This window comes from Rhizobium brockwellii, from assembly GCF_000769405.2.
Lineage (GTDB): Bacteria > Pseudomonadota > Alphaproteobacteria > Rhizobiales > Rhizobiaceae > Rhizobium > Rhizobium brockwellii.
In genome coordinates this window covers 3,236,150-3,254,705 of sequence record NZ_CP053439.1, presented here as the reverse complement: position 1 = coordinate 3,254,705, position 18,556 = coordinate 3,236,150, and the positions used below count along the sequence as shown (strand labels likewise).

Genomic DNA, 18,556 nt, shown 5'->3' with positions numbered 1-18,556 from the left:
AACGCTTCGCTTTTGACTGCAGCCGCCGGGTGGGGCTATCAGCACGGCGAACCCTCCTTTGTCGAGCCGCGCGCCCAATGTCCCTCGATCGCTTTGCCCCCGCCGTTTTCGTCCTACTCTGGTCTACGGGCTGGGTGGTGGCGAAATATGCCTCGCTGCATTCCGAGCCCTTCACCTTTCTTTCGATACGCTATGCGCTGTCGGCGGCGGCATTCCTGGCTCTCTGCCTGGTGGTGCGGGCGCAATGGCCGAGCCGGGCGACGGCGCTACGCGCCGTCTATTCCGGCTTCTTCCTTCATGGTTTCTATCTCGCCGGTCTCTGGTGGGCGATCGCCAATGGCGTGCCGGCCGGCATATCGGGCATCATCGCGGCACTGCAGCCACTGTTGACGGCAATGGCAGCTCCCTTCCTCATCGGCGAGCGGCTGCAGTCGGCACAAAAACTCGGCCTTGCCCTCGGCTTCATCGGCATTGCCATCGCCATTTCGCCGAAGTTGTTCGATCCGGCGACCGCCGATCTCACGCATGCCGCCCTGCCGCTGGCAATCAATCTCGTCGCCATGGCGTCCGTCACCTACGGCACGCTCTATCAGAAGAAACACCTGCAATCCGGCGACCTCAGAACCATCGCGACCTTGCAATATATCGGCGCACTGATCCTCACTTTGCCGCTGTCGCTGATCTTCGAGCACCAGCATTTCGACGGCGCCGCGCCGGCTTATGGCGCGCTGGTCTGGTCGGTCTTCGGCCTGTCGATGGGCGGCGTCGGACTGCTGCTCTATTTGATCCGCCGGGGTCAGGTGTCACGCGCCGCCTCGCTGATCTATCTGATGCCGCCAGCGGTTGCTCTCGAAGCCTTCATCGCCTTCGGGGAGCCGCTGACCCTGCCGTTGGTCGTCGGCACCGCGGTGGTCGTGACAGGCGTCTATCTCACGAACCGCGGGGCGTCCGGCGAGCACAGGCCTGCGGAGGTTTAGAGCGCCGTGCGTCCTTTCGGACGCCCAAAGGACGATGCGCTAGATAACAAAAAGGCCGGAGATCCCCGGCCTTTTTGCTTTTCAATCTTTCAACGATCAGGCGCGTTCGCGGCGCTGGCCGCCGCCGTTGCGGGAGCCACCTCGGTGGTTGCCGCCGTTGCCGTCGCGGCGTGGTTCGCCGGCCTGGGCCTGCTGCGGGCCGCGGTCCTCGCCGTGCTTGCGGGCCGGGCGGCCGTGGGCATGGCGGCTGTTGCCGCGGTGATGACCGCTCGGCTCACCGTTGGCATGGGCGCCGTGATGGGCCGGACGCTGCGGCTTTGCCGAGGCGCGGAAATCGGAGGTCGAGGCCAGATCGTTGTCGGGGCCGAGATCCGGGGTCGTTTCACCGCGGCGCTGACCGCGGAAATCCTCGTTGCGGCTGGTCGGGCGCTCCGGACGCGGACGACGCTCCTCGCCGCCGGCGCGGACTTCGCTGCCTTCACCTTCGCGGCGCGGGCGGCGTTCCTGACGGTTGCCGCGATGCTCGGAGCGATTCTGGTCGCCACGGCCTTCGCCACGACCCTGACCTTCGCGACCCTGGCCGCCATTGCGATTGCGGTTGTTGCCGTTGGCGCGACGGGGGCCGCCGCTGATGTTTGCCGGCGCTTCGCCGCTTGCGACAGTGATGTCGATGCCCATCAGGCGCTCGATATCACGCAGCAGCTTGGCTTCGTCGGGTGCGCAGAAAGCGATGGCGATGCCGTCGCGGCCGGCACGCGCCGTGCGGCCGATGCGATGCACATAGGCGTCAGGCACTTCAGGCAGGTCGTAGTTGTAGACGTGGCTGACGGCCGGAATGTCGATGCCGCGGGCGGCGACGTCGGTGGCGATCAGCGTCTTGATGCTGCCGTCGCGGAAGGCCTTCAGCGCCCGCTCGCGCTGACCCTGGCTCTTGTTGCCGTGGATCGAGGCGACGGAATAGCCGATGTTTTCGAGATGCTTCATCAGCTTCTCGGCACCGTGCTTGGTGCGCAGGAAGACCATGGCGCGGCCATCGGGGTTTTCGGTCAGCGACTTGCGGAGCAGCTCCGTCTTGTCGTTCTTGCCGGCGACGAAATGAACGTACTGCTCGACCTTGTCGGCAGCCTTACCTGGAGGCGTGACTTCGACCTTGACGGGATCGACGAGATATTCGCCGGCGAGATCGGCGATCGCCTTCGGCATGGTCGCCGAGAACAGCATGGTCTGGCGCTTTTTCGGCACCATCTTGGCGATCTTGCGCAGATCGTGGACGAAGCCGAGGTCGAGCATCTGGTCGGCTTCGTCGAGCACGAGATAGCGAACCGCAGTCAGGGTGATCGCGCGGCGATTGATGAGGTCGAGCAGGCGGCCGGGCGTGGCGACGAGAATGTCGGTGCCCTTTTCAAGCTGAAGCTGCTGCTTGTTGATCGAAACGCCGCCGACGACGACATTGATGCGCAGCGACGACTTGCGGATGAACTTCTTAAGGCTCTCGGCGATCTGGTTCACCAGTTCGCGGGTCGGCGCAAGGATCAGCGTGCGCGTCGTGCGGTTGTCGGGGCGCCGTTCGTCGGCAAGCAGCTTTTCGATGAGCGGCAGGCCGAAGGCGGCCGTCTTGCCGGTGCCGGTCTGGGCAAGGCCGATCAGGTCGCGGCCTTCGAGGAGGAGAGGAATGGCATGTTCCTGGATCGGCGTCGGCGTTTCGATGCCGAGCTGGAACAAAGTAGCGACGATCGGCTTGGAGACACCAAGCGATTCAAAATTAGTCAAGGTATAACCTTTCGGGGCGCCACAATGACTATCGCCGGAACGCACCATGCGATCCGGTTTCATTCTGGCGTCAAGAACCCCGCGTGAAGTGGGAACTTGTGAGTTGGAAAAAGCTTTCCAGCGCTTCTGGCCGCTCATGGGAGTGCGGCGCTCTATCGAAATGCGCTTTTGTCCCTTCTTCCTGCATCTGTATTTTTCAGCAGGGGCACGCTCACGCGGCGGCCGGAAGGGTGAAAGCTGACCCGCATTTGGGCTAGTTCGCGTGGAAAGTCAAGTGCGGTGCACAAGAAAGCCTCAGCCTTGGTCAGGTAAGGGCATGACGAGGACGAAGCTTTGCGATGCGGTCTCCGCGCCGTTGACGAGGACGGCGATGCGATGTTCGCCTGGATAATAGCGCCGCGTCGTGATCGGCCGCATGGCGTGGCGACGCTCAATTGTATGGCTTTGCCCCGGAGCGAGCATTATCGCCTTGCACTTGAAGACCTTGGGTGAGAGCGAACCGTCGCTCTTCACATGGTGAACGGCGTAGTCGATCATCAGCGACTGCGCTCGCTCGCCGGCATTCGTCACCCGGATTTCGAAATCCAGCCCTTCGCCGAACATCACCTCGCCGTTTACGAGCCGCAGTTCGCACTCGAGCGAATCGCTGGCGGCGAAGCCGAAATTGGCCAGCGCCTGCGCGTGGCCGTTCTTCAGCAGCGTGCGCGAGGCATGTTTCAGCAGCCAGCGGCGTTCGGGGGAGGCGCCGTCGATATGGCCGGCGATGAAGGCGGCGACCAGGTCCGGATGGTCCTTGGCGACGTCGTTCAGGCTGTTGGCCACGGATCGGCGCACATAATCCTCCGGATCATCCAGCAGCGCGGTCAGGATGGGCAGGATTGGCGCCGGATCCTTGACGAGCTGCGGCAGGCGCATCGCCCAGGGCAGGCGCGGCCGCGTTCCCTCGCTCACCAGCCGGCGCACATGCTGGTCGGGATCGTCGACCCAGCCGGAAATGATCGCCAGCGCGCGCTGCTGGTCGCGGTGGATAAAGGCGCGGATGCCGAATTCGGCGGTGAAATGCGGCGTCAGCGCCTTCAGGAGATCGAGGCCGAGATCGAAATGATCGAGGCCGTGTGCGGCGATGAACTGATTGATCGGTAGCAGCATCCAGCCGGACAGCCCCGGCTTGCCGGCGGCGGGCAGGCTGGCCTTGAGAATGGCTGCGGCCTCCCGGAAATCACCGGGAAGCGTGGCAAACAGCGCGTCGCGGATCAGAGCCGAGCGCTCCATCAGCTCCAGCGCAGCAAGGCCGTCGGTCGCCAGCATCGCGAAGCGGCTTCTGTCGAAGGACGGCGCTTTGCCAGCAATGCGATCGGCCATATCGCCGACCAATGCTTCATGCAGCAGGTTCTTGAGCGGTTCCGGCATGCTGGTCCTTTCCCTCTTGTGCCGCCGCCGCATGCCGGCCGCATAAGGGCAGCATGGTCTGCGAAACATCTGGCGATTTGCTATCGGAGAATAGAGCGATCGCACCCCTTCGAGCAATCGCGTGCAGATAGTGGGGGTGCGTGTGGCGCGAATTCTAGCGTATCGGTGCCGTCGATTTCCTTGGAATGAGGGTGGGGGCCGAGATCCGAATACGCTCGTCGGCGGGACTGTTGTCGCCGGCAAGAAGATCGAGGGCGTTTGCTGCAATTTGCTCAAACGGCACTCGCAACGTCGTGAGCGGTGTGGGGAGGTGGCTGACAATCGGAATGTCGTTATAGCCTACGATCGAGATGTCCTGCGGCACGGAAAGACCAAGTTTCGTCAGTCCCGACAAGGCGCCGATGGCGGTATTGTCGTTGACCGCGAAAATAGCGGTTGGGCGCGGACTAAGGTGCATCAGGGTTTCGACGGCCACCGCACCGGACTCGATGCCGAATGTCGAGGGAATGATGTACGAGGGATCTGCATTCAGTCCAGCCTCTTCCAAGGCGTGGCGGAAACCCTCCACGCGGCCTCGCGAACTCGAGGCATAGGATGGACCGGCAATGACGCCAATTCTGCGATGGCCGAGATCGAGGAGGTGGCGGGCCGCGAGGTAGCCACCGAGCCTGTCATCGCCGACCGACGAGAGGCTGTGGCCATCCGTCCGGAGTGCCAGGACATAGGGAATACCGCGTTTTGCCAGCTCGTCCGGAAAGTCATCGTCTTCCCGCGCTGTCGAAAGAATCAGTCCATCGACACCGCGCTTCAGCAGAGACTCGGCCGCAAGCCGGTCTGCCTTTGGTTTGTCGTCTGTCGTTGCGACAATCGCGAAGCGACCACTACGGCTGCAGGCCTTGGCCAGCGCTTCGTAAAGCATGGCCATGACCGTATCCGTCAACCTGGGCACGATCACCCCGATTGTCATCGTGTTGCCGCGCCTAAGGCTCGCTGCGGAGACATCCCGAACGTATCCCAGCTCTTCGGCAACCTTGCGCACGCGACGAGCGGTCTCGCTGTCGGAGCGCGGAAGCCTCTCGTCGAGAATGCGGGATACGGTAGACTTGGAGACACCGGCCGCGGCAGCGACGCCGTGAATAGTGATGCGGGTCTGCCCCGGAACTTCATCCGTCTTTGAATTCATTGAGCCTTTTCCATTCGAGTCGGCATCGGCCGCCATTCTAAGCATGCACCAAAAAAGATATTGACTCCAGAGAATTCGAGAACGATAGTGGGAACGTTCCCGTAAACGATCCTATATCGGTCGTGAGTGAACCGCGATCGCACGAAGGAGGAGACCAATATGCAATCGATGGATATGCGCGGGCTGAGCCCGGCCCCCGTTACCGCTTTCACCCGTGACGGTGAAGTTGATCACAAAGCCAACGCCAAACTCGCCAAATGGCTGGTCTCGATGGGAGGCGTCAAAAGCCTCGTCATCCTCGGTCATGCCGGTGAGGGCACCTTCCTCACGGAAGAGGAGCGCCTTGCTCTCATCCACACCTATGTTGAAGCAGTCGACGGTGCCGTTCCGATCATTGCCGGGATTACCGGTGAAGGGACGAAGGTCGCCGCTGAAGAGGCCAGGAAATGCAAGGCCGCTGGTGCCACCGGCGCACTCGTCTATCCCAATCACGGCTGGCTGCGTTTCGGCTTTCAGAAAGGAGCGCCTCAGGATCGCTACAAGGCAATCTGGCAGGAGTCCGGCCTCCAGTGCATCCTGTTCCAATATCCCGACGCCACCAAAGCATCATACGATCTCGATACACAGCTTGCGATTGCCACGCAGGAAGGCGTCGTCGCCACCAAGAACGGCGTGCGCAATATGAAGCGCTGGTATGTCGAAATTCCGGAGCTGAAGAAGGCCAATCCAAAGCTGCAGGTTCTGAGCTGCCACGATGAATGGCTGCTGCCGACCATGTTCGATGTTGACGGTCTGCTCGTCGGTTATGGCAATATCGCGCCCGAGCTGCTCATCGACCTGATCAAAGCCGGCAAGGCGCAGGACTATCCGGAAGCACGCAAGATCTTCGAGCGCCTTCTTCCGGTGACGCGTGCAGTCTATCATCGCGGCTCTCATATGGAAGGCACCGTGGCCCTGAAACTCGGCCTCGTGCACCGCGGAATTCTTGACCACGCTACAATCCGCGAGCCGCTGAAGAGCCTTGGCGAAAAGGCCGAAGCGGAGATCTTTGCTGCCTTCGACGCCGCCGGTATTGGTCGCGTTGACCAGCTGCTGGCTGCCGAGTGACCTCTTTGACGCCCCTGCGCAGGTCGCAGGGGCGCATTCGCAAGGGAGGAGGAAACCATGGAAACCCGCCGAGGCAGACTTGAACGTCTTTGAAGGCCATTGCTCTGACAGGACGAACTGACGCGCAGTAGCAACCATCAAGCAGGAGCGCCCCTGGCCGGGAGAGTGGTAGGCCACGGGGCGAGAAGGAGGAACCAATGAATGTCATGCAGCCTATACCGGCTGAGACGGCGAATGCCGCTGATCCTCAGGCCGAAATCAGCGCTCGTCTGGAGCGCCTTCCCATCACCCGCGAGGTATTCTGGGCGCGCAATATCGTCGGCGCCGCAACGTTCTTCGACGGCTACACGGTCATCGCCATCGCTTATGCCATGCCCGTCCTCGTCCGCGAGTGGGGCCTGACTCCCTCACAGACCGGCATGATCCTGTCGATGGGCTATCTGGGGCAGTTGATCGGTGCGATCCTGTTTGGCTGGCTTGCCGAGAAGGTCGGCCGGCTGAAAGTTCTGCTGTTCACCATCCTGCTCTTCGTCAGCATGGATGTCGCATGCCTGTTCGCCGCCGGGGCCGGCACGATGATGGCCTTCCGTTTCGTCCAGGGGATCGGCACGGGCGGCGAGGTTCCGGTCGCCAGCGCCTATATCAACGAATTGATCGGGTCGAAGGGGCGCGGCAAGTTCTTCCTCCTCTATGAGGTCATGTTCCTGCTGGGCCTCGTCGGCGCCGGGCTGATCGGCTACTTCATGGTACCGGTTTACGGCTGGAAGGCGATGTTCGTCGTCGGTCTCGTTCCCGCAATCATCATGGTTCCTCTGCGCTGGTTCCTGAAGGAATCACCGCGTTGGCTGGCTGCCAACGGCCGCTATAACGAAGCAAACGCTATCGTCACCCGCATGGAAGAGAGCGCTCGCGCAGCCGGCAAGGAACTGCCCGAGCCGAAGCTCATCCAGGCGCCGGTCCGCCGCAAGTCGGACTGGCGCGAGCTCTTCCAGGGCATTTACCTGAAGCGGACGCTTTCCATCTGGGCAATGTGGTTTACCGCCTATACGGTGGCCAACGGTACGATCACCTGGCTGCCGACCCTGTATCGACAGGTCTTCAACCTGCCGCTTCAAACCAGCATCTTCTATGGTTTCCTGACGTCGGTCGGCGGCGTGATCGCGGCTGTCATCTGCGCGCTGCTCATCGACAAAGTGGGACGCAAGCGCTGGTATACGGGTGCACTGCTTCTCGCTCCCGTGCCGCTGCTGGCTCTCGCATGGCTCGGCGCGACCTCTCCCATCCAGGTTTTGGTTCTAGCCGGCCTCGCTTATGCGATTGTCCAGACCGTCACATTCTCCCTGTACCTGTACTCTGCAGAGATCTACCCGACGCGCCTCAGGGCATTGGGAACCGGAACCGGCAGTGCCTGGCTTCGCCTGGGATCATCGGCCGGCCCGATCCTCGTCGGCACGGTGATGTCTTCCATGGGCATCCAGTATGTCTTTGCGAGCTTCGCAGCCATTTTGATCGTCGGTGCAATCATCACGATGTTGTTTGCGGTCGAAACCAAGGGCCGCGTACTGGAGGAGCTTTCTCCCTAACGGTTGAAAATACGGTCTGATCGGCTTTGATCTGGCGGATGAAAATCCGCCAGTTTCATTTGGTCATCGTTGAGGGCACTGGGTTGGCGCCGCCGGGAGGTCAAGCGGCGCCTGATGCGGTTTGCGCTATCGCTGGCAGACTTTGACGCGATAGGGATTGCCCCAATCGTCGTGCAACCATTCGAAGTGGCAGTAGTCCGGCCGGTAATAGGTCCGGTAAACGGGGTAGGGGCGGTAAGCGGGATAGGCCGGATAGACCGGGTAGGCGGGACGGGCTGCCTCCGACAGCAGGGCGCCACCGACGACGCCGGCGGCAAGGCCGCCCCAGAAGGCATCGCGTGGACGGGCATTGGCGGTGGTGGCGGTGGCGAGCGAGGCGCCGGCAAAGGTCAGCGCGATCAGGCCCGTCGCCATGGTCTTATGAAGAACGGACATGGTATTTTCCTTTCATGGGCATGGCTTCCATAAAGCCATGCCGGAGATTCGGCCCGGATCGCGGCGGCGCAATGGCCGCGCAAGCGGTTTCGGCATTAAATTTTCGTCATGATTTCAACGGATCCCGACGTCGAAAGGAATTATGGCGGGCGTCCTTTCAGTCTCGTGCAAGCCGGGGCTGGTAATCCCGAATTATCTTCAGCTTGGTGAGCTGGCTCCTAAAATTCCGCTGTCGAAATTTATGGTTAAAACCTTGTTAAAAGCCTTGGCGTTATAGTTTTTGTAGTCGATATTTCATTCATTGCGGGAGCGATATTTTTTGAAATCAGCCGGGGAACTTCTGGAGTTGGCTTGCCGCCGGATCGCTGATCTGGATACCCCGGCCTATGTCAAGAATAGCGAGCTGCGTTATATCGCCGTCAACGAGGCCTATGCCCGTTTTCTGGGCCGCGAGATTTCCGATTTCATCGGCAGGCGCAGCCGCGAGCTCCTCGATCGCCCCGAGGAAGAGGATCGTGAGGACAAGGAACGCCGAGCGCTGGTGTTCGGCACCGAGGAAAACGCCATCTGCTTCGATGCGGCGGGCCTTAGCCATGAACGCATTCAGATCGAAAGCTTCTCGCCATCGCCGGATCGAGCCTACGTGCTCGGCATCTTCGAAATGCGAGAGTCGCCGCGCCGTGCCGTTGACGGTAGCGACATCGCCGCCGATTTCGCCCGCGTGCGCGAGGCGCTGGAAAAGCTCGACCATCCGATCGGCATCTTTGCAGGGGATGGCCGCCCTCTGGTCGTCAATGCCGCCTATCGCAACGGCGCGAAGCCTGCGGCTGTCGGCAACAGGACCTGGCACGAGAGCGTCAAGGAGCTCGATCTGCTGCGCACCATTCTGGAGGACCTGCCAGTGGCAGCCTTCGTGCGCGACGAGAAGCATCGCCTCGTTTATGCCAACCAGTATTACGAGACCTTCAGCGGCCATAGCCGTTCCCGGGTGTTGGGGCTGACCGAACATGAAATGTTCGGGCTGGACGGCGGCGAGGCGATCTATCAAGAAAACCTGCTGGCGTTGGAGGGCGGCACGTCGAAGGAGATCGAAAGCCTGCTGCCGAGCAAGGACGGCCATATCTATTCCGTCCTTTCGCGCGTCAATCGCGTCGTGACAGCGGACGGACGGCCCTATGTCGTTGGCTCTTTTTCGGACATCTCGCCACTCAAGGAACGAGAGAAGGCGCTGATCGAAGCGCAGAAACACAAAGAGGTGCTGCACCGGGATATCGAGAATATCCTGCGCTCGCTGCCGGTCGGCGTGCTGATCCTCGATAACGACCACCGGATCCTCTACGTCAACGACGAGTTCTACGGCATCTGGGAGCTGCCACTCGACGATCCCTTCGACGGCCGCCCCTTCATCGACGTCATCCGCCGCAATTATGAGCTCGGTCGTTACGACGGCACTCAGACGCCCGAGGAGATCTACGATTTCCGCAAGCACCTGTTCGAGACCGAGGAGCCCGAGCCGATTGAGCTCGGCTGGGGGGGCGGCAAATCCGTCATCTTCGATAGCCGCCGTATCTCGAACGACCGGATCCTGCTGACCTATGCCGACATCACGGCCGTGCGTGAGCGGGAAAAGGAGATCCACGAGGCCCGTGCCGCGCTGGAGCGGCTTGGCGAAATGATGCGCGATGCGACCCATGCCATGCCGCAGGGCCTAGCCGTTGTTCAGGACGGCATCATCAAGATGTCCAACGAGGCGCTTTCTGACATCCTGCAGATTCCGGCCACATATCTCGAGCCCGGCGAGGGCTGGATCGGCATGTTCGAATTTTGCGCGGCGCGTGGCGATTTCCACGATGCCGCCGCCGAAATCCTGCAGGGCTGGCGCGACAATATCGCGGCCAGGCTGCCGATTTCCACCGTCTTCCATGTCGGCGGCGAGCGCTGGGTGAACATGGATGCGACGGTCAGCAAGGGGCAGCACTGGGTGGCGCTTTTTACCGACGTCACCGAACTCAAGAGCCGCGAAGAGGAGTTGCGCCAGCTACTGTCGCGCGCCGAAGCCGCCGATCGCGCCAAATCCGAATTCCTCGCCAATATGAGCCATGAGATCCGTACGCCGATGAACGGCGTGCTCGGGATGGCGGAACTGCTTGCCAAGACCAATCTCGATACCCGGCAGAAGACCTTCGTCGACATCATCGTCAAGTCGGGCAACGCGCTGCTGACGATCATCAATGACATCCTCGACTTTTCGAAGATCGACGCCGGGCAGATGAAACTGCGCAAAGCTGCCTTCGATATCACCGAAGCGTTAGAGGACGTGGCGACACTCTTGTCCTCGCACGCTGCCGAGAAGAACATCGAGCTCCTGGTGCGGGCTGCACCCGATCTGCCCGCCGCCGTAATCGGCGACGCCGGGCGTTTCCGCCAGATCGTCACCAATCTTGTCGGTAACGCTGTCAAGTTCACCGAGCGGGGCCATGTCTTCGTCGATGTCGGCTTCCAGCCGGCCGCCGGCGGCGAGATCATGGCGAGCATCCGCATCGAGGATACCGGGATCGGCATCCCGCCGGAGAAGCTTGAATCGGTCTTCGACAAATTCTCGCAGGTGGACGCCTCATCGACCCGGCGACACGAAGGAACCGGCCTCGGTCTTGCGATCACCGCCGGGCTCGTCGACCTTTTCGGCGGTTATCTCAACGTCGAAAGCGAATGGGGCAAGGGTTCTGTTTTCACCATCAACCTGCCGTTTGCGGTGGCGGCCGCCCGCCTTGAGCCGAAGCCGTTGCCAATCAACGTGCAGGGTGCGCGCATCCTGGTCGTCGATGACAACGAAGTGAACCGGCGAATCCTCACCGAGCAGCTTTCGCTCTGGGGTTTTGACGGCGTGGCCGCCGAAGGCGGCGGCACCGGGCTTGCGATACTGGAGGCGGCCGCCGATCTCGGCGTTACCGTCGACGCTGTCGTGCTCGACTATCACATGCCTGATATGAACGGCGCCGATGTTGCGCGCCAGCTGCGCGCCGATCCCCGCTTCGTCGAACTGCCGATCATCTTCCTGACGTCGATGGATATTTCGGGCACAGAAAAGGAATTCGCAGCGCTGAACGGCCACGCGCATCTGATGAAGCCGGCGCGCGCCAACGTGCTGCGCAATACCGTCGTCGAGGTGGTGCGCGCCAGCCGCGTCAAGCAGGTCTCAGAGACCGAGATCGCCCGGCTGCAGACGGAAGCGATCGTGCCGGCACCAGCGCCCGTGCCGCAGAAACGCGCCGCTGAATTCGTCGACGTGCTCGTTGCCGAGGACAACGAGGTCAACCAGATCGTCTTCACGCAGATCCTGCAGGGAACGGGCCTCTCCTTCCTCGTCGTCGAGAATGGCGAGGAGGCGGTCGCCGCCTGGGAGCGGTATACGCCGCGCATTATCATGATGGACGTCTCGATGCCCGTCATGAACGGCCATCAGGCGACGCAGATGATCCGCGAACGGGAAAAGGGGCAGGGGCACCGGGTACCGATCATCGGCGTCACCGCCCATGCGCTCGAAAGCGACCGCGAGCTTTGCCTCGACGCCGGCATGGACGACTACATGTCGAAGCCGATCAGCCCCGAGCTGCTCGAGGAAAAAATCCGCCAGTGGCTCGGAACGAGCGAGCAGCAGCCGGAGCGCACTACAGCGCCTCGCGTCTTTTAAGACGCGAAAAGGACGCTGTAGCACTTTGAATGGCTGCATAATTTTGTCCTTAAATCGATTTCGATTTAAGGACAAAATTATGCGCGGCTACTGATCTGCGCGCTGACTGGGGGATGCCTTGACGCCGCAGAGCATTTCGCGCTTGCCGGCAAAGCCCTTGCGGCGCTCGACGGCGAAGCCGGCGGCGATGAGATTGCGGCGCACGAAGCCGGCCGCTGCATAGGTGGCGAAAGTGCCGCCGGCTGAGCTTTTCTCACAGACGAGCCGCATCAGTTCCTGCGACCACATATCGCTATTGCGCGACGGGGCGAAGCCGTCGAGATACCAGGCGTCGAAGTCGTCTTCGGCTGTCGCGACGCCGTCCAAGGCATAGCCGCATACGACGCTGAGCGTCGTCTGGGCATCGAGATCGAGGCGCACGATACCGGTCGGTATTTCCGGCCAGGCCGCCGTCAGCACCTGACGTTCGGCATCGATCTCCGGCCAGTGCGACAGCGCCCGGCCGATTTCTTCACCGCGCATCGGGTGCAGTTCGAAGGAGATGAAATGCAGGTGCTGGCCGTCTGCACGGTGGAGCTTCCATTGTCGCCAGGTTTCGGCGAAGTTCAGGCCGGTGCCGAAGCCGAGTTCTCCGATCCGGAATCTCTGCCGCCCGTTCCAGCGCTCCGGCAGGCCGTTGCCGGCGAGGAAAACGTGGCCGCATTCCAGCCGCCCATCGGTCTGGCAATAAAAATGATCGCCAAAGGCTGTCGAATAGGGCATATCGCCGTCGCGCCATTCGAGCGGCTGCGGCGCGCCCGCGCCAATCTGATCGGGGTTCACGTCTGTCATGGAAAAAGCCGATAGTCCTCAGCCGGTCTCAGGTCAATCGTCCTCAGAGTTGCTGATCGTCGGCGGCGGCATCATGGGTCTCTGGGCGGCCGTCCATGCCGAGCGCCGGGGCATACGTGCCGTTATTGCCGACGCCGGCAGGTTGGGCGAAGGTGCGAGCGGCGGCCTGCTCGGCGCGCTGATGCCGCATATGCCGGACCGGTGGTCGGAGAAGAAGCAGTTCCAGTTCGATGCGCTGGTCTCGCTCGAAACCGAAATCACAGCGCTCGAGGCCGAGACCGGGCTTTCCGCCGGTTATAGCAGGTCCGGACGGCTGATCCCGCTGCCGAAGCCGCATCTCAACACAATAGCGCGCGGCCGTTTCGAGGACGCTGAACAGCATTGGCGGGTGGGCGAGCGCCGCTTCCATTGGCATGTGCTCGACAGGCCGCCGGTCAACGGCTGGATCGAGGCGTCTGCCGGCGAGAGCGGCTTCGTGCACGACACGCTCGCCGCCCGCGTTGCGCCCCGCTTGCTGATCGCAGCGCTCATCGCCTTCCTGCGGCGGGCAAAGCATGTTCGTATCCTGGAGCATGCGACGGTTGCCGGCCTCGATCCTGATCGCGGCACGACCGAAATCAACGGCGAAACGATCGCTTTCAGTCACTGCATCCTGGCCGCCGGCCATCGCTCCTTTCCATTGCTGCAAGCGCTGACAGCGGGGCTGAAGCAACCGCTCGGCCAGCCGGTCAAGGGGCAGGCAGCCCTGTTGAAAGCCGATATCGACCCGGCGCTACCGACGATCTTTCTGGACGGGCTCTATGTCGTCGCGCATGAGGGCGGGCACGCGGCAATCGGCAGCACCAGCGAGAACCGTTTTGACGATCCCAGCTCAACCGACGCCCAGCTCGACGTGCTGATCGAGGCGGCGCGCGGCATCGTGCCGACGCTTCGCGACGCTCCCGTTGTCGAGCGCTGGGCCGGGCTTCGTCCGAAGGCGATCGACCGGGATCCAATGATCGGCCGCCATCCCGATCACCGGCGCCTGATCGCGTTGACCGGCGGCTTCAAGGTCAGCTTCGGCCTCGCTCACCGGCTGGCGGAGGCGGCGATATGTATCGTAGGCGATACAGATTGCGGATTTTTGCTGCCGGAAAGCTTCGCAATTTCAAGCCATATTGCGGCGGCTTCACGTTAAACGTGAATTATGCGCCGCTGCGTTTCGTTATTCTGTCATGCAAATCACCTATCTGCTTGCGCATCTACAGCGTCGGATCTCACCGGCGCTCACTTCCTTGATGGAGGAAATTGCATGCGCTATGCCATTTGCTTCACGCCTCCGGCGAGCGATCCGTTGTCGCTCGTAGCCGCCAATTGGCTCGGCCGAAACGTGTTTTCGGGCGATACGATGGAGCCTCCGGCAGTTCGTGGCCTCGGCATTCACGAGATCGCCTTCCATACCGCCGTGCCGCGGCGCTACGGATTTCACGGCGTTTTGAAGGCGCCGTTCCACTTGTCCCGCGACATGCCCGAATCGCAACTCCTGCGCGATCTTATGCGTTTTTCCGGGACCTTCGTTCCCTTCCAGATTCCGCGTATCGAAGTCGCCCGGCTCGGCAATTTCTACAGCCTGCTGCCGAGTAGGCCCTGCGAGCAGATCCAGTATCTCGCCTCGGCGATCGTGCAGGAATTCGATCGTTTCCGCGCACCGCTCAGCGAGGCCGAGATCGAACGCAGCGATCCGGACGGGCTATCGGCGGCTCAATTTTCCAATCTGCATCGCTGGGGCAATCCCTATGTAATGGAGGAGTTCCGCTTTCATATGCCTGTGACGGGCCCCGTCAACGCGATCGACATGCCGCGCATCGAGCCGGTGTTGCGGACGATCTTCGAGCCTGTCCTTTGCGAACCTGTCACGGTTTCGAACGTGGCGCTGATGATCGAGGAGGGCACAGGCGGTCCTTTCCGCGTTCATTCGCTGCATCCGATGGGCAAGGTCAGCGCGCGCAAAATCGCTTGAATCTCCTGATGAGCTAAAGCCTTGTGCCGCAAAGGCAAAATCCGGCCGAGCAGTTTCCGTCTCGACATTCCGGCTGCGGATGCTACCGTTCCCCGTCTTTTCAGAAGGTGATTTGATGGTATCCGAGACTTATGCGCGCAACCTCGTTGGTTACGGGCGCCTGACGCCCGATCCGAAATGGCCGGACGAGGCACGCGTCGCCGTGCAGTTCGTCATCAATTACGAGGAGGGCGGTGAAAGCTCGATTCTCGACGGCGATCCGGCGTCCGAAAACCTGCTGTCGGAGATCGTCGGTGCGGCCGCCTGGCCGGGGCAGCGCAACCTCAACATGGAATCGATCTACGAATACGGTTCACGTGCCGGCTTCTGGCGGCTCTGGCGCATGTTCACCGATCTCAAGGTGCAGGCGACCGTCTACGGCGTGACGCTGGCGATGGCCCGCAACCCCGAGGCCGTCGCCGCGATGAAGGAGGCCGGCTGGGAAATCGCCAGCCACGGTTACCGCTGGCTGGAATATAAGGATTTTCCCGAAGATCTGGAGCGCAAACATATCCTCGAAGCCGTGCGCCTGCACACCGAACTCACCGGCGAGCGGCCCTACGGCATGTATCAGGGCAAGCCTTCCGACAATACGCTTCGACTGGTGCAGGAGGAGGGCGGTTTTCTCTATTCCTCCGATTCCTATGCCGATGACCTGCCTTACTGGGTGAAAGGCGTCGACGGGAAGCCCTTCCTGATCATCCCCTATACGCTCGAAACCAACGACATGCGATTTGCGACGCCGCAGGGCTTCAACGCCGGCGATCAGTTCTTCACCTATCTGAAGGACGCCTTCGATACGCTTTATGAGGAAGGCAAGGCGGGCAGTCCGAAGATGATGTCGGTCGGCCTGCATTGCCGCCTCGTCGGACGTCCCGGCCGGGCGGCGGCGCTGAAGCGCTTTATCGAATATGTGCTGAAGCACGACAAGGTCTGGATTCCGCGCCGCATCGAGATCGCCGAGCACTGGCACAAGCACCATCAGCCGGAAGCGCTCTGATGATGTCGCGAGAGGATTTCGTCTCCCGCTTCGGCGGCGTCTTTGAACATTCGCCTTTCATCGCCGAGCGCGCCTATGACGCCGGCCACGTGACGGAGCCGCTGACGGCGGCCGGTGTGCATGCGTCGCTAACCGCTGCCTTCCGGGCGGCAAGCCCGCAGGAGCGTCTCGGCGTGCTCAGCGCCCATCCCGACCTTGCCGGGCGCCTCGCAGTAGCGGGCGAACTCACCGAAGACAGCCGGAAGGAGCAGTCCGGCGCCGGTCTCGACCGCCTGAGCGCGGCCGAACATGCCCGCTTCACCGAACTCAATTCGGCCTATGTCGAAAAATTCGGCTTTCCCTTCATCATTGCCGTCAAGGGGCTCGGCAAGGACGACATCCTGGCGGCTTTCGAAACACGGATCGGCAATGGCAAAGACGAAGAATTTACGACCGCGACGGCGCAAGTCGAGCGGATCGCACTGCTGCGCCTGACGTCAATGCTGCCGGAGGCTGAATGAACGAGCGACGCGCGATCGACTATCTTAATGAGATGTATGAGGCGGCATCCGAAGCGTTGTCTTTCGTCGGCGGAATGGATGGCGCGGCGTTCGCCGGGGACAAGCTCACTTTCAAGGCTGTCACCTTTTGCCACTTCACCATCGGTGCTGCAGCATCCCGTCTGCTCGTGACTCATCCGGAATTTGCGAGCGAGCATCCCGATCTGCCGTGGACGAAAATCTGCGGCACGGGCAACCGTATCCTCGACGGCGTCTTCGATCTTGATCCTTCCGACATATGGGAGGCGACGTATCGCACGCTGCCGGAGCTTCTTTCCGCGATCGATGCCATCCGTCACTGGCATGCCGAAGGTGAGTAAGCGATTGCCCCCACATCTCGACATCCGTCCGCTTACGAGATCCGCCTTTGCTCCCTTCGGGGAGGTGATCGAAGCCGATCCCGTCTCGATGCGGCTGATCAATGGCGGTACGACGGAGCGGTTTCATGCGCTGGCCGCCACTGAGGCGACGGGCGAAGGCGCACGCGTCATCATCAACCTCTTTCGCGGCCAGCCACGAAGCTTCCCTTATGACGTCGCCATGATGGAGCGCCATCCGCTCGGCACCCAGAGTTTTTCGCCGGTCTCCGGCCGTCCTTTTCTCGTCGTCGTCTCCGAGGATGAGAACGGTCGCCCGGGCAGGCCGCAGGTGTTTCTGGCGCGCGGCGACCAGGGTGTGAACTACCGCCGCAATGTCTGGCATCATCCGCTGATGGCGCTCGGCCAGGCCTCAAATTTCCTGGTCGTCGACCGCGACGGGCCGGGCAATAATCTGGAAGAATACTTCTTCGAAACCCCTTATATCATCAAAGAGCCAGCCCCATGACCGGACTGACCACGCATGTTCTCGATACCGCTCTCGGCAAGCCGGCCGAAGGCTTGAGGATCGATCTTTTCCAGCTCGACGGCGAGATCCGCAGGCATCTGAAGACGGTGGAGACCAATGCCGACGGCCGGGTCGACGGCGGCCCCATCCTCATTGGCGAAAATTTTCGGGCCGGCACCTATGAACTGGTCTTCCACGCCGGCGATTATCTGAGGGCGACTGGCACGCCGCTGCCGCATCCCGCTTTCCTCGATCTCGTGCCGATCCGCTTCGGTATTGCCGACGTCACGGCGCACTACCATGTGCCGTTGCTGATTTCGCCCTATGGCTATTCTACTTATCGAGGGAGCTAAAAATGCGTTTTGCGGCAATTGCCGATATCCACGGCAACCATCTGGCGCTCGAGGCTGTGCTTGCTGATATTCGCGCACAGGGGATCGATGAGATTGTCAATCTCGGTGATTTCTTCAGCGGGCCGCTTGAAGCCGGCAAGACGGCAGATCTGCTGATACCGCTTAACCTGACATCGGTTCGCGGCAATCACGATCGATACCTGATCGAGCAGGAGCCGGCGGCGATGCACATTTCGGATGCTGCCGCCTATCATCAATTGTCGCCGTCGCATCTCGATTGGGTTCGCAGCTTGCCATTCGATACCGTCTATCGCGGCGAGGTCTATCTCTGCCACGCGACGCCGAAGGATGACAATCTCTACTGGCTGGAATCGGTCTCGCCGGAGGGCTTCGTCTTCCTGAAGCCGATCGAAGCGATCGAGGCGCTGGCCGAAGGCATCGACCTGCCGCTGATCCTCTGTGGCCACAGCCACATTCCCCGCGCCGTGTGCCTCTCCGATGGCCGCCTCATCGTCAATCCCGGCAGCGTCGGCTGCCCGGCCTATGACGACGAGCTGCCCTATTACCACAGGGTGGAAGCCGGCCATCCGCTGGCGAGTTATGCCATTCTGAAAAAGACGGCAGTGGGATGGACATGGCAGTTCCGAACCGTCGCCTACGACCATATGGCGATGTCGGCACTGGCCGCCGAAAGCGGCCGTGCCGACTGGGCAGGCGCGCTGGCAACGGGTTGGGTGAGATAGAGCATGATGCCGAAAAGTGTGAGCGGTTTTCGGACGACATCATGCTCTAACTATTTAATTTAGAACAGGAT

The 18,556-nt window shown here is 61.6% G+C and carries 17 protein-coding genes; 12 read left to right on the top strand and 5 right to left on the bottom strand.

The features are described from left to right. Positions 1-77: 77 nt before the first annotated feature. Entirely contained in the window at positions 78-977 is a 900-nt protein-coding gene (locus tag RLCC275e_RS16225; protein WP_033180083.1) for a DMT family transporter, read from the top strand. A gap of 96 nt (positions 978-1,073) precedes the next feature. Here RLCC275e_RS16225 and RLCC275e_RS16220 read toward each other — a convergent pair whose 3' ends face one another. The 3 genes from RLCC275e_RS16220 to RLCC275e_RS16210 all read right to left on the bottom strand — a co-directional run bounded on the left by RLCC275e_RS16220 (position 1,074) and on the right by RLCC275e_RS16210 (position 5,340). Beyond that, positions 1,074-2,795: a DEAD/DEAH box helicase gene (locus tag RLCC275e_RS16220; protein WP_033180084.1), complete on the bottom strand. Its 1,722-nt coding sequence runs from the start codon at positions 2,793-2,795 to the stop codon at positions 1,074-1,076. Positions 2,796-3,041: 246 nt separating this feature from the next. Beyond that, positions 3,042-4,157: a DNA alkylation repair protein gene (locus tag RLCC275e_RS16215; RefSeq protein ID WP_033180085.1), complete on the bottom strand. Its 1,116-nt coding sequence runs from the start codon at positions 4,155-4,157 to the stop codon at positions 3,042-3,044. Between the two features lie 154 nt (positions 4,158-4,311). Beyond that, positions 4,312-5,340, bottom strand: coding sequence for a LacI family DNA-binding transcriptional regulator (locus RLCC275e_RS16210; protein WP_033180086.1), 1,029 nt, complete (start codon positions 5,338-5,340; stop codon positions 4,312-4,314). Between the two features lie 159 nt (positions 5,341-5,499). Between RLCC275e_RS16210 and RLCC275e_RS16205 the strand changes: the two genes are divergently transcribed. Further along, positions 5,500-6,447 carry a dihydrodipicolinate synthase family protein gene (locus RLCC275e_RS16205; RefSeq protein ID WP_033180087.1) on the top strand — a complete coding sequence of 316 codons (948 nt, stop codon included), beginning with the start codon at positions 5,500-5,502 and terminating at the stop codon, positions 6,445-6,447. 197 nt (positions 6,448-6,644) lie between these two features. Beyond that, a complete protein-coding gene (locus tag RLCC275e_RS16200) occupies positions 6,645-8,030 on the top strand; it encodes an MFS transporter (RefSeq protein ID WP_033180088.1) in 1,386 nt (461 codons plus the stop codon). Between the two features lie 126 nt (positions 8,031-8,156). Here the strand turns inward: RLCC275e_RS16200 and RLCC275e_RS16195 are convergent, their stop codons facing one another. Beyond that, a complete protein-coding gene (locus RLCC275e_RS16195) occupies positions 8,157-8,465 on the bottom strand; it encodes a hypothetical protein (protein ID WP_033180089.1) in 309 nt (102 codons plus the stop codon). Between the two features lie 319 nt (positions 8,466-8,784). On the opposite strand from RLCC275e_RS16195, the gene RLCC275e_RS16190 reads away from it, so the two are divergent. Further along, a complete protein-coding gene (locus tag RLCC275e_RS16190; protein ID WP_033180090.1) occupies positions 8,785-12,156 on the top strand; it encodes a response regulator in 3,372 nt (1,123 codons plus the stop codon). Between the two features lie 87 nt (positions 12,157-12,243). On the opposite strand, the gene mnmC2 is transcribed toward RLCC275e_RS16190, so the two are convergent. Further along, positions 12,244-12,987 carry a tRNA (5-methylaminomethyl-2-thiouridine)(34)-methyltransferase MnmC2 gene (gene mnmC2, locus RLCC275e_RS16185; protein ID WP_033180091.1) on the bottom strand — a complete coding sequence of 248 codons (744 nt, stop codon included), beginning with the start codon at positions 12,985-12,987 and terminating at the stop codon, positions 12,244-12,246. Here mnmC2 and RLCC275e_RS16180 point away from each other — a divergent pair. The 8 genes from RLCC275e_RS16180 (at position 12,986) to RLCC275e_RS16145 (ending at position 18,485) form a co-directional block, all read left to right on the top strand. Further along, the gene (locus RLCC275e_RS16180) at positions 12,986-14,164 is read left to right on the top strand and encodes an NAD(P)/FAD-dependent oxidoreductase (protein ID WP_033180092.1); all 1,179 of its coding nucleotides are present in this window, start codon (positions 12,986-12,988) and stop codon (positions 14,162-14,164) included. The genes mnmC2 and RLCC275e_RS16180 overlap by 2 nt on opposite strands. Positions 14,165-14,278: 114 nt before the next feature. Beyond that, positions 14,279-14,986, top strand: a complete 708-nt coding sequence (locus RLCC275e_RS16175) for a DUF1045 domain-containing protein (RefSeq protein ID WP_033180093.1) — start codon at positions 14,279-14,281, stop codon at positions 14,984-14,986. A 115-nt stretch (positions 14,987-15,101) separates the two neighbouring features. Beyond that, on the top strand, positions 15,102-16,025 hold the full coding sequence (gene puuE / locus RLCC275e_RS16170) for an allantoinase PuuE (protein WP_033180094.1): 924 nt from the start codon (positions 15,102-15,104) through the stop codon (positions 16,023-16,025). Beyond that, a complete protein-coding gene (gene uraD, locus RLCC275e_RS16165) occupies positions 16,025-16,525 on the top strand; it encodes a 2-oxo-4-hydroxy-4-carboxy-5-ureidoimidazoline decarboxylase (protein ID WP_033180095.1) in 501 nt (166 codons plus the stop codon). The genes puuE and uraD overlap by 1 nt, the downstream gene beginning before the upstream one ends. Then, complete coding sequence (locus RLCC275e_RS16160; protein WP_017994887.1) at positions 16,522-16,884, top strand: HepT-like ribonuclease domain-containing protein; 363 nt, start codon at positions 16,522-16,524, stop codon at positions 16,882-16,884. The genes uraD and RLCC275e_RS16160 overlap by 4 nt, the downstream gene beginning before the upstream one ends. Beyond that, complete coding sequence (locus RLCC275e_RS16155; protein ID WP_033180096.1) at positions 16,868-17,389, top strand: ureidoglycolate lyase; 522 nt, start codon at positions 16,868-16,870, stop codon at positions 17,387-17,389. The genes RLCC275e_RS16160 and RLCC275e_RS16155 overlap by 17 nt, the downstream gene beginning before the upstream one ends. Continuing rightward, on the top strand, positions 17,386-17,742 hold the full coding sequence (uraH, locus tag RLCC275e_RS16150; protein ID WP_033180097.1) for a hydroxyisourate hydrolase: 357 nt from the start codon (positions 17,386-17,388) through the stop codon (positions 17,740-17,742). Before RLCC275e_RS16155 ends, uraH begins: the two co-directional genes overlap by 4 nt. A 2-nt stretch (positions 17,743-17,744) precedes the next feature. Next, positions 17,745-18,485, top strand: a complete 741-nt coding sequence (locus tag RLCC275e_RS16145; RefSeq protein ID WP_033180098.1) for a metallophosphoesterase family protein — start codon at positions 17,745-17,747, stop codon at positions 18,483-18,485. The last annotated feature ends 71 nt before the right edge of the window (positions 18,486-18,556 follow it).

Excerpts from the sequence above, each read along its gene's own strand:
- RLCC275e_RS16210 (WP_033180086.1), bottom strand. The coding sequence starts at position 5,340 with ATGAATTCAAAGACGGATGAAGTTCCGGGGCAGACCCGCATCACTATT.
- uraH (WP_033180097.1), top strand. The coding sequence starts at position 17,386 with ATGACCGGACTGACCACGCATGTTCTCGATACCGCTCTCGGCAAGCCG.
- RLCC275e_RS16225 (WP_033180083.1), top strand. The coding sequence starts at position 78 with ATGTCCCTCGATCGCTTTGCCCCCGCCGTTTTCGTCCTACTCTGGTCT.
- uraD (WP_033180095.1), top strand. The coding sequence starts at position 16,025 with ATGATGTCGCGAGAGGATTTCGTCTCCCGCTTCGGCGGCGTCTTTGAA.
- RLCC275e_RS16160 (WP_017994887.1), top strand. The coding sequence starts at position 16,522 with ATGAACGAGCGACGCGCGATCGACTATCTTAATGAGATGTATGAGGCG.
- RLCC275e_RS16205 (WP_033180087.1), top strand. The coding sequence starts at position 5,500 with ATGCAATCGATGGATATGCGCGGGCTGAGCCCGGCCCCCGTTACCGCT.
- mnmC2 (WP_033180091.1), bottom strand. The coding sequence starts at position 12,987 with ATGACAGACGTGAACCCCGATCAGATTGGCGCGGGCGCGCCGCAGCCG.
- RLCC275e_RS16200 (WP_033180088.1), top strand. The coding sequence starts at position 6,645 with ATGAATGTCATGCAGCCTATACCGGCTGAGACGGCGAATGCCGCTGAT.
- RLCC275e_RS16220 (WP_033180084.1), bottom strand. The coding sequence starts at position 2,795 with ATGGTGCGTTCCGGCGATAGTCATTGTGGCGCCCCGAAAGGTTATACC.
- RLCC275e_RS16155 (WP_033180096.1), top strand. The coding sequence starts at position 16,868 with ATGCCGAAGGTGAGTAAGCGATTGCCCCCACATCTCGACATCCGTCCG.
- RLCC275e_RS16145 (WP_033180098.1), top strand. The coding sequence starts at position 17,745 with ATGCGTTTTGCGGCAATTGCCGATATCCACGGCAACCATCTGGCGCTC.
- RLCC275e_RS16180 (WP_033180092.1), top strand. The coding sequence starts at position 12,986 with ATGGAAAAAGCCGATAGTCCTCAGCCGGTCTCAGGTCAATCGTCCTCA.
- RLCC275e_RS16195 (WP_033180089.1), bottom strand. The coding sequence starts at position 8,465 with ATGTCCGTTCTTCATAAGACCATGGCGACGGGCCTGATCGCGCTGACC.
- puuE (WP_033180094.1), top strand. The coding sequence starts at position 15,102 with ATGGTATCCGAGACTTATGCGCGCAACCTCGTTGGTTACGGGCGCCTG.
- RLCC275e_RS16175 (WP_033180093.1), top strand. The coding sequence starts at position 14,279 with ATGCGCTATGCCATTTGCTTCACGCCTCCGGCGAGCGATCCGTTGTCG.
- RLCC275e_RS16215 (WP_033180085.1), bottom strand. The coding sequence starts at position 4,157 with ATGCCGGAACCGCTCAAGAACCTGCTGCATGAAGCATTGGTCGGCGAT.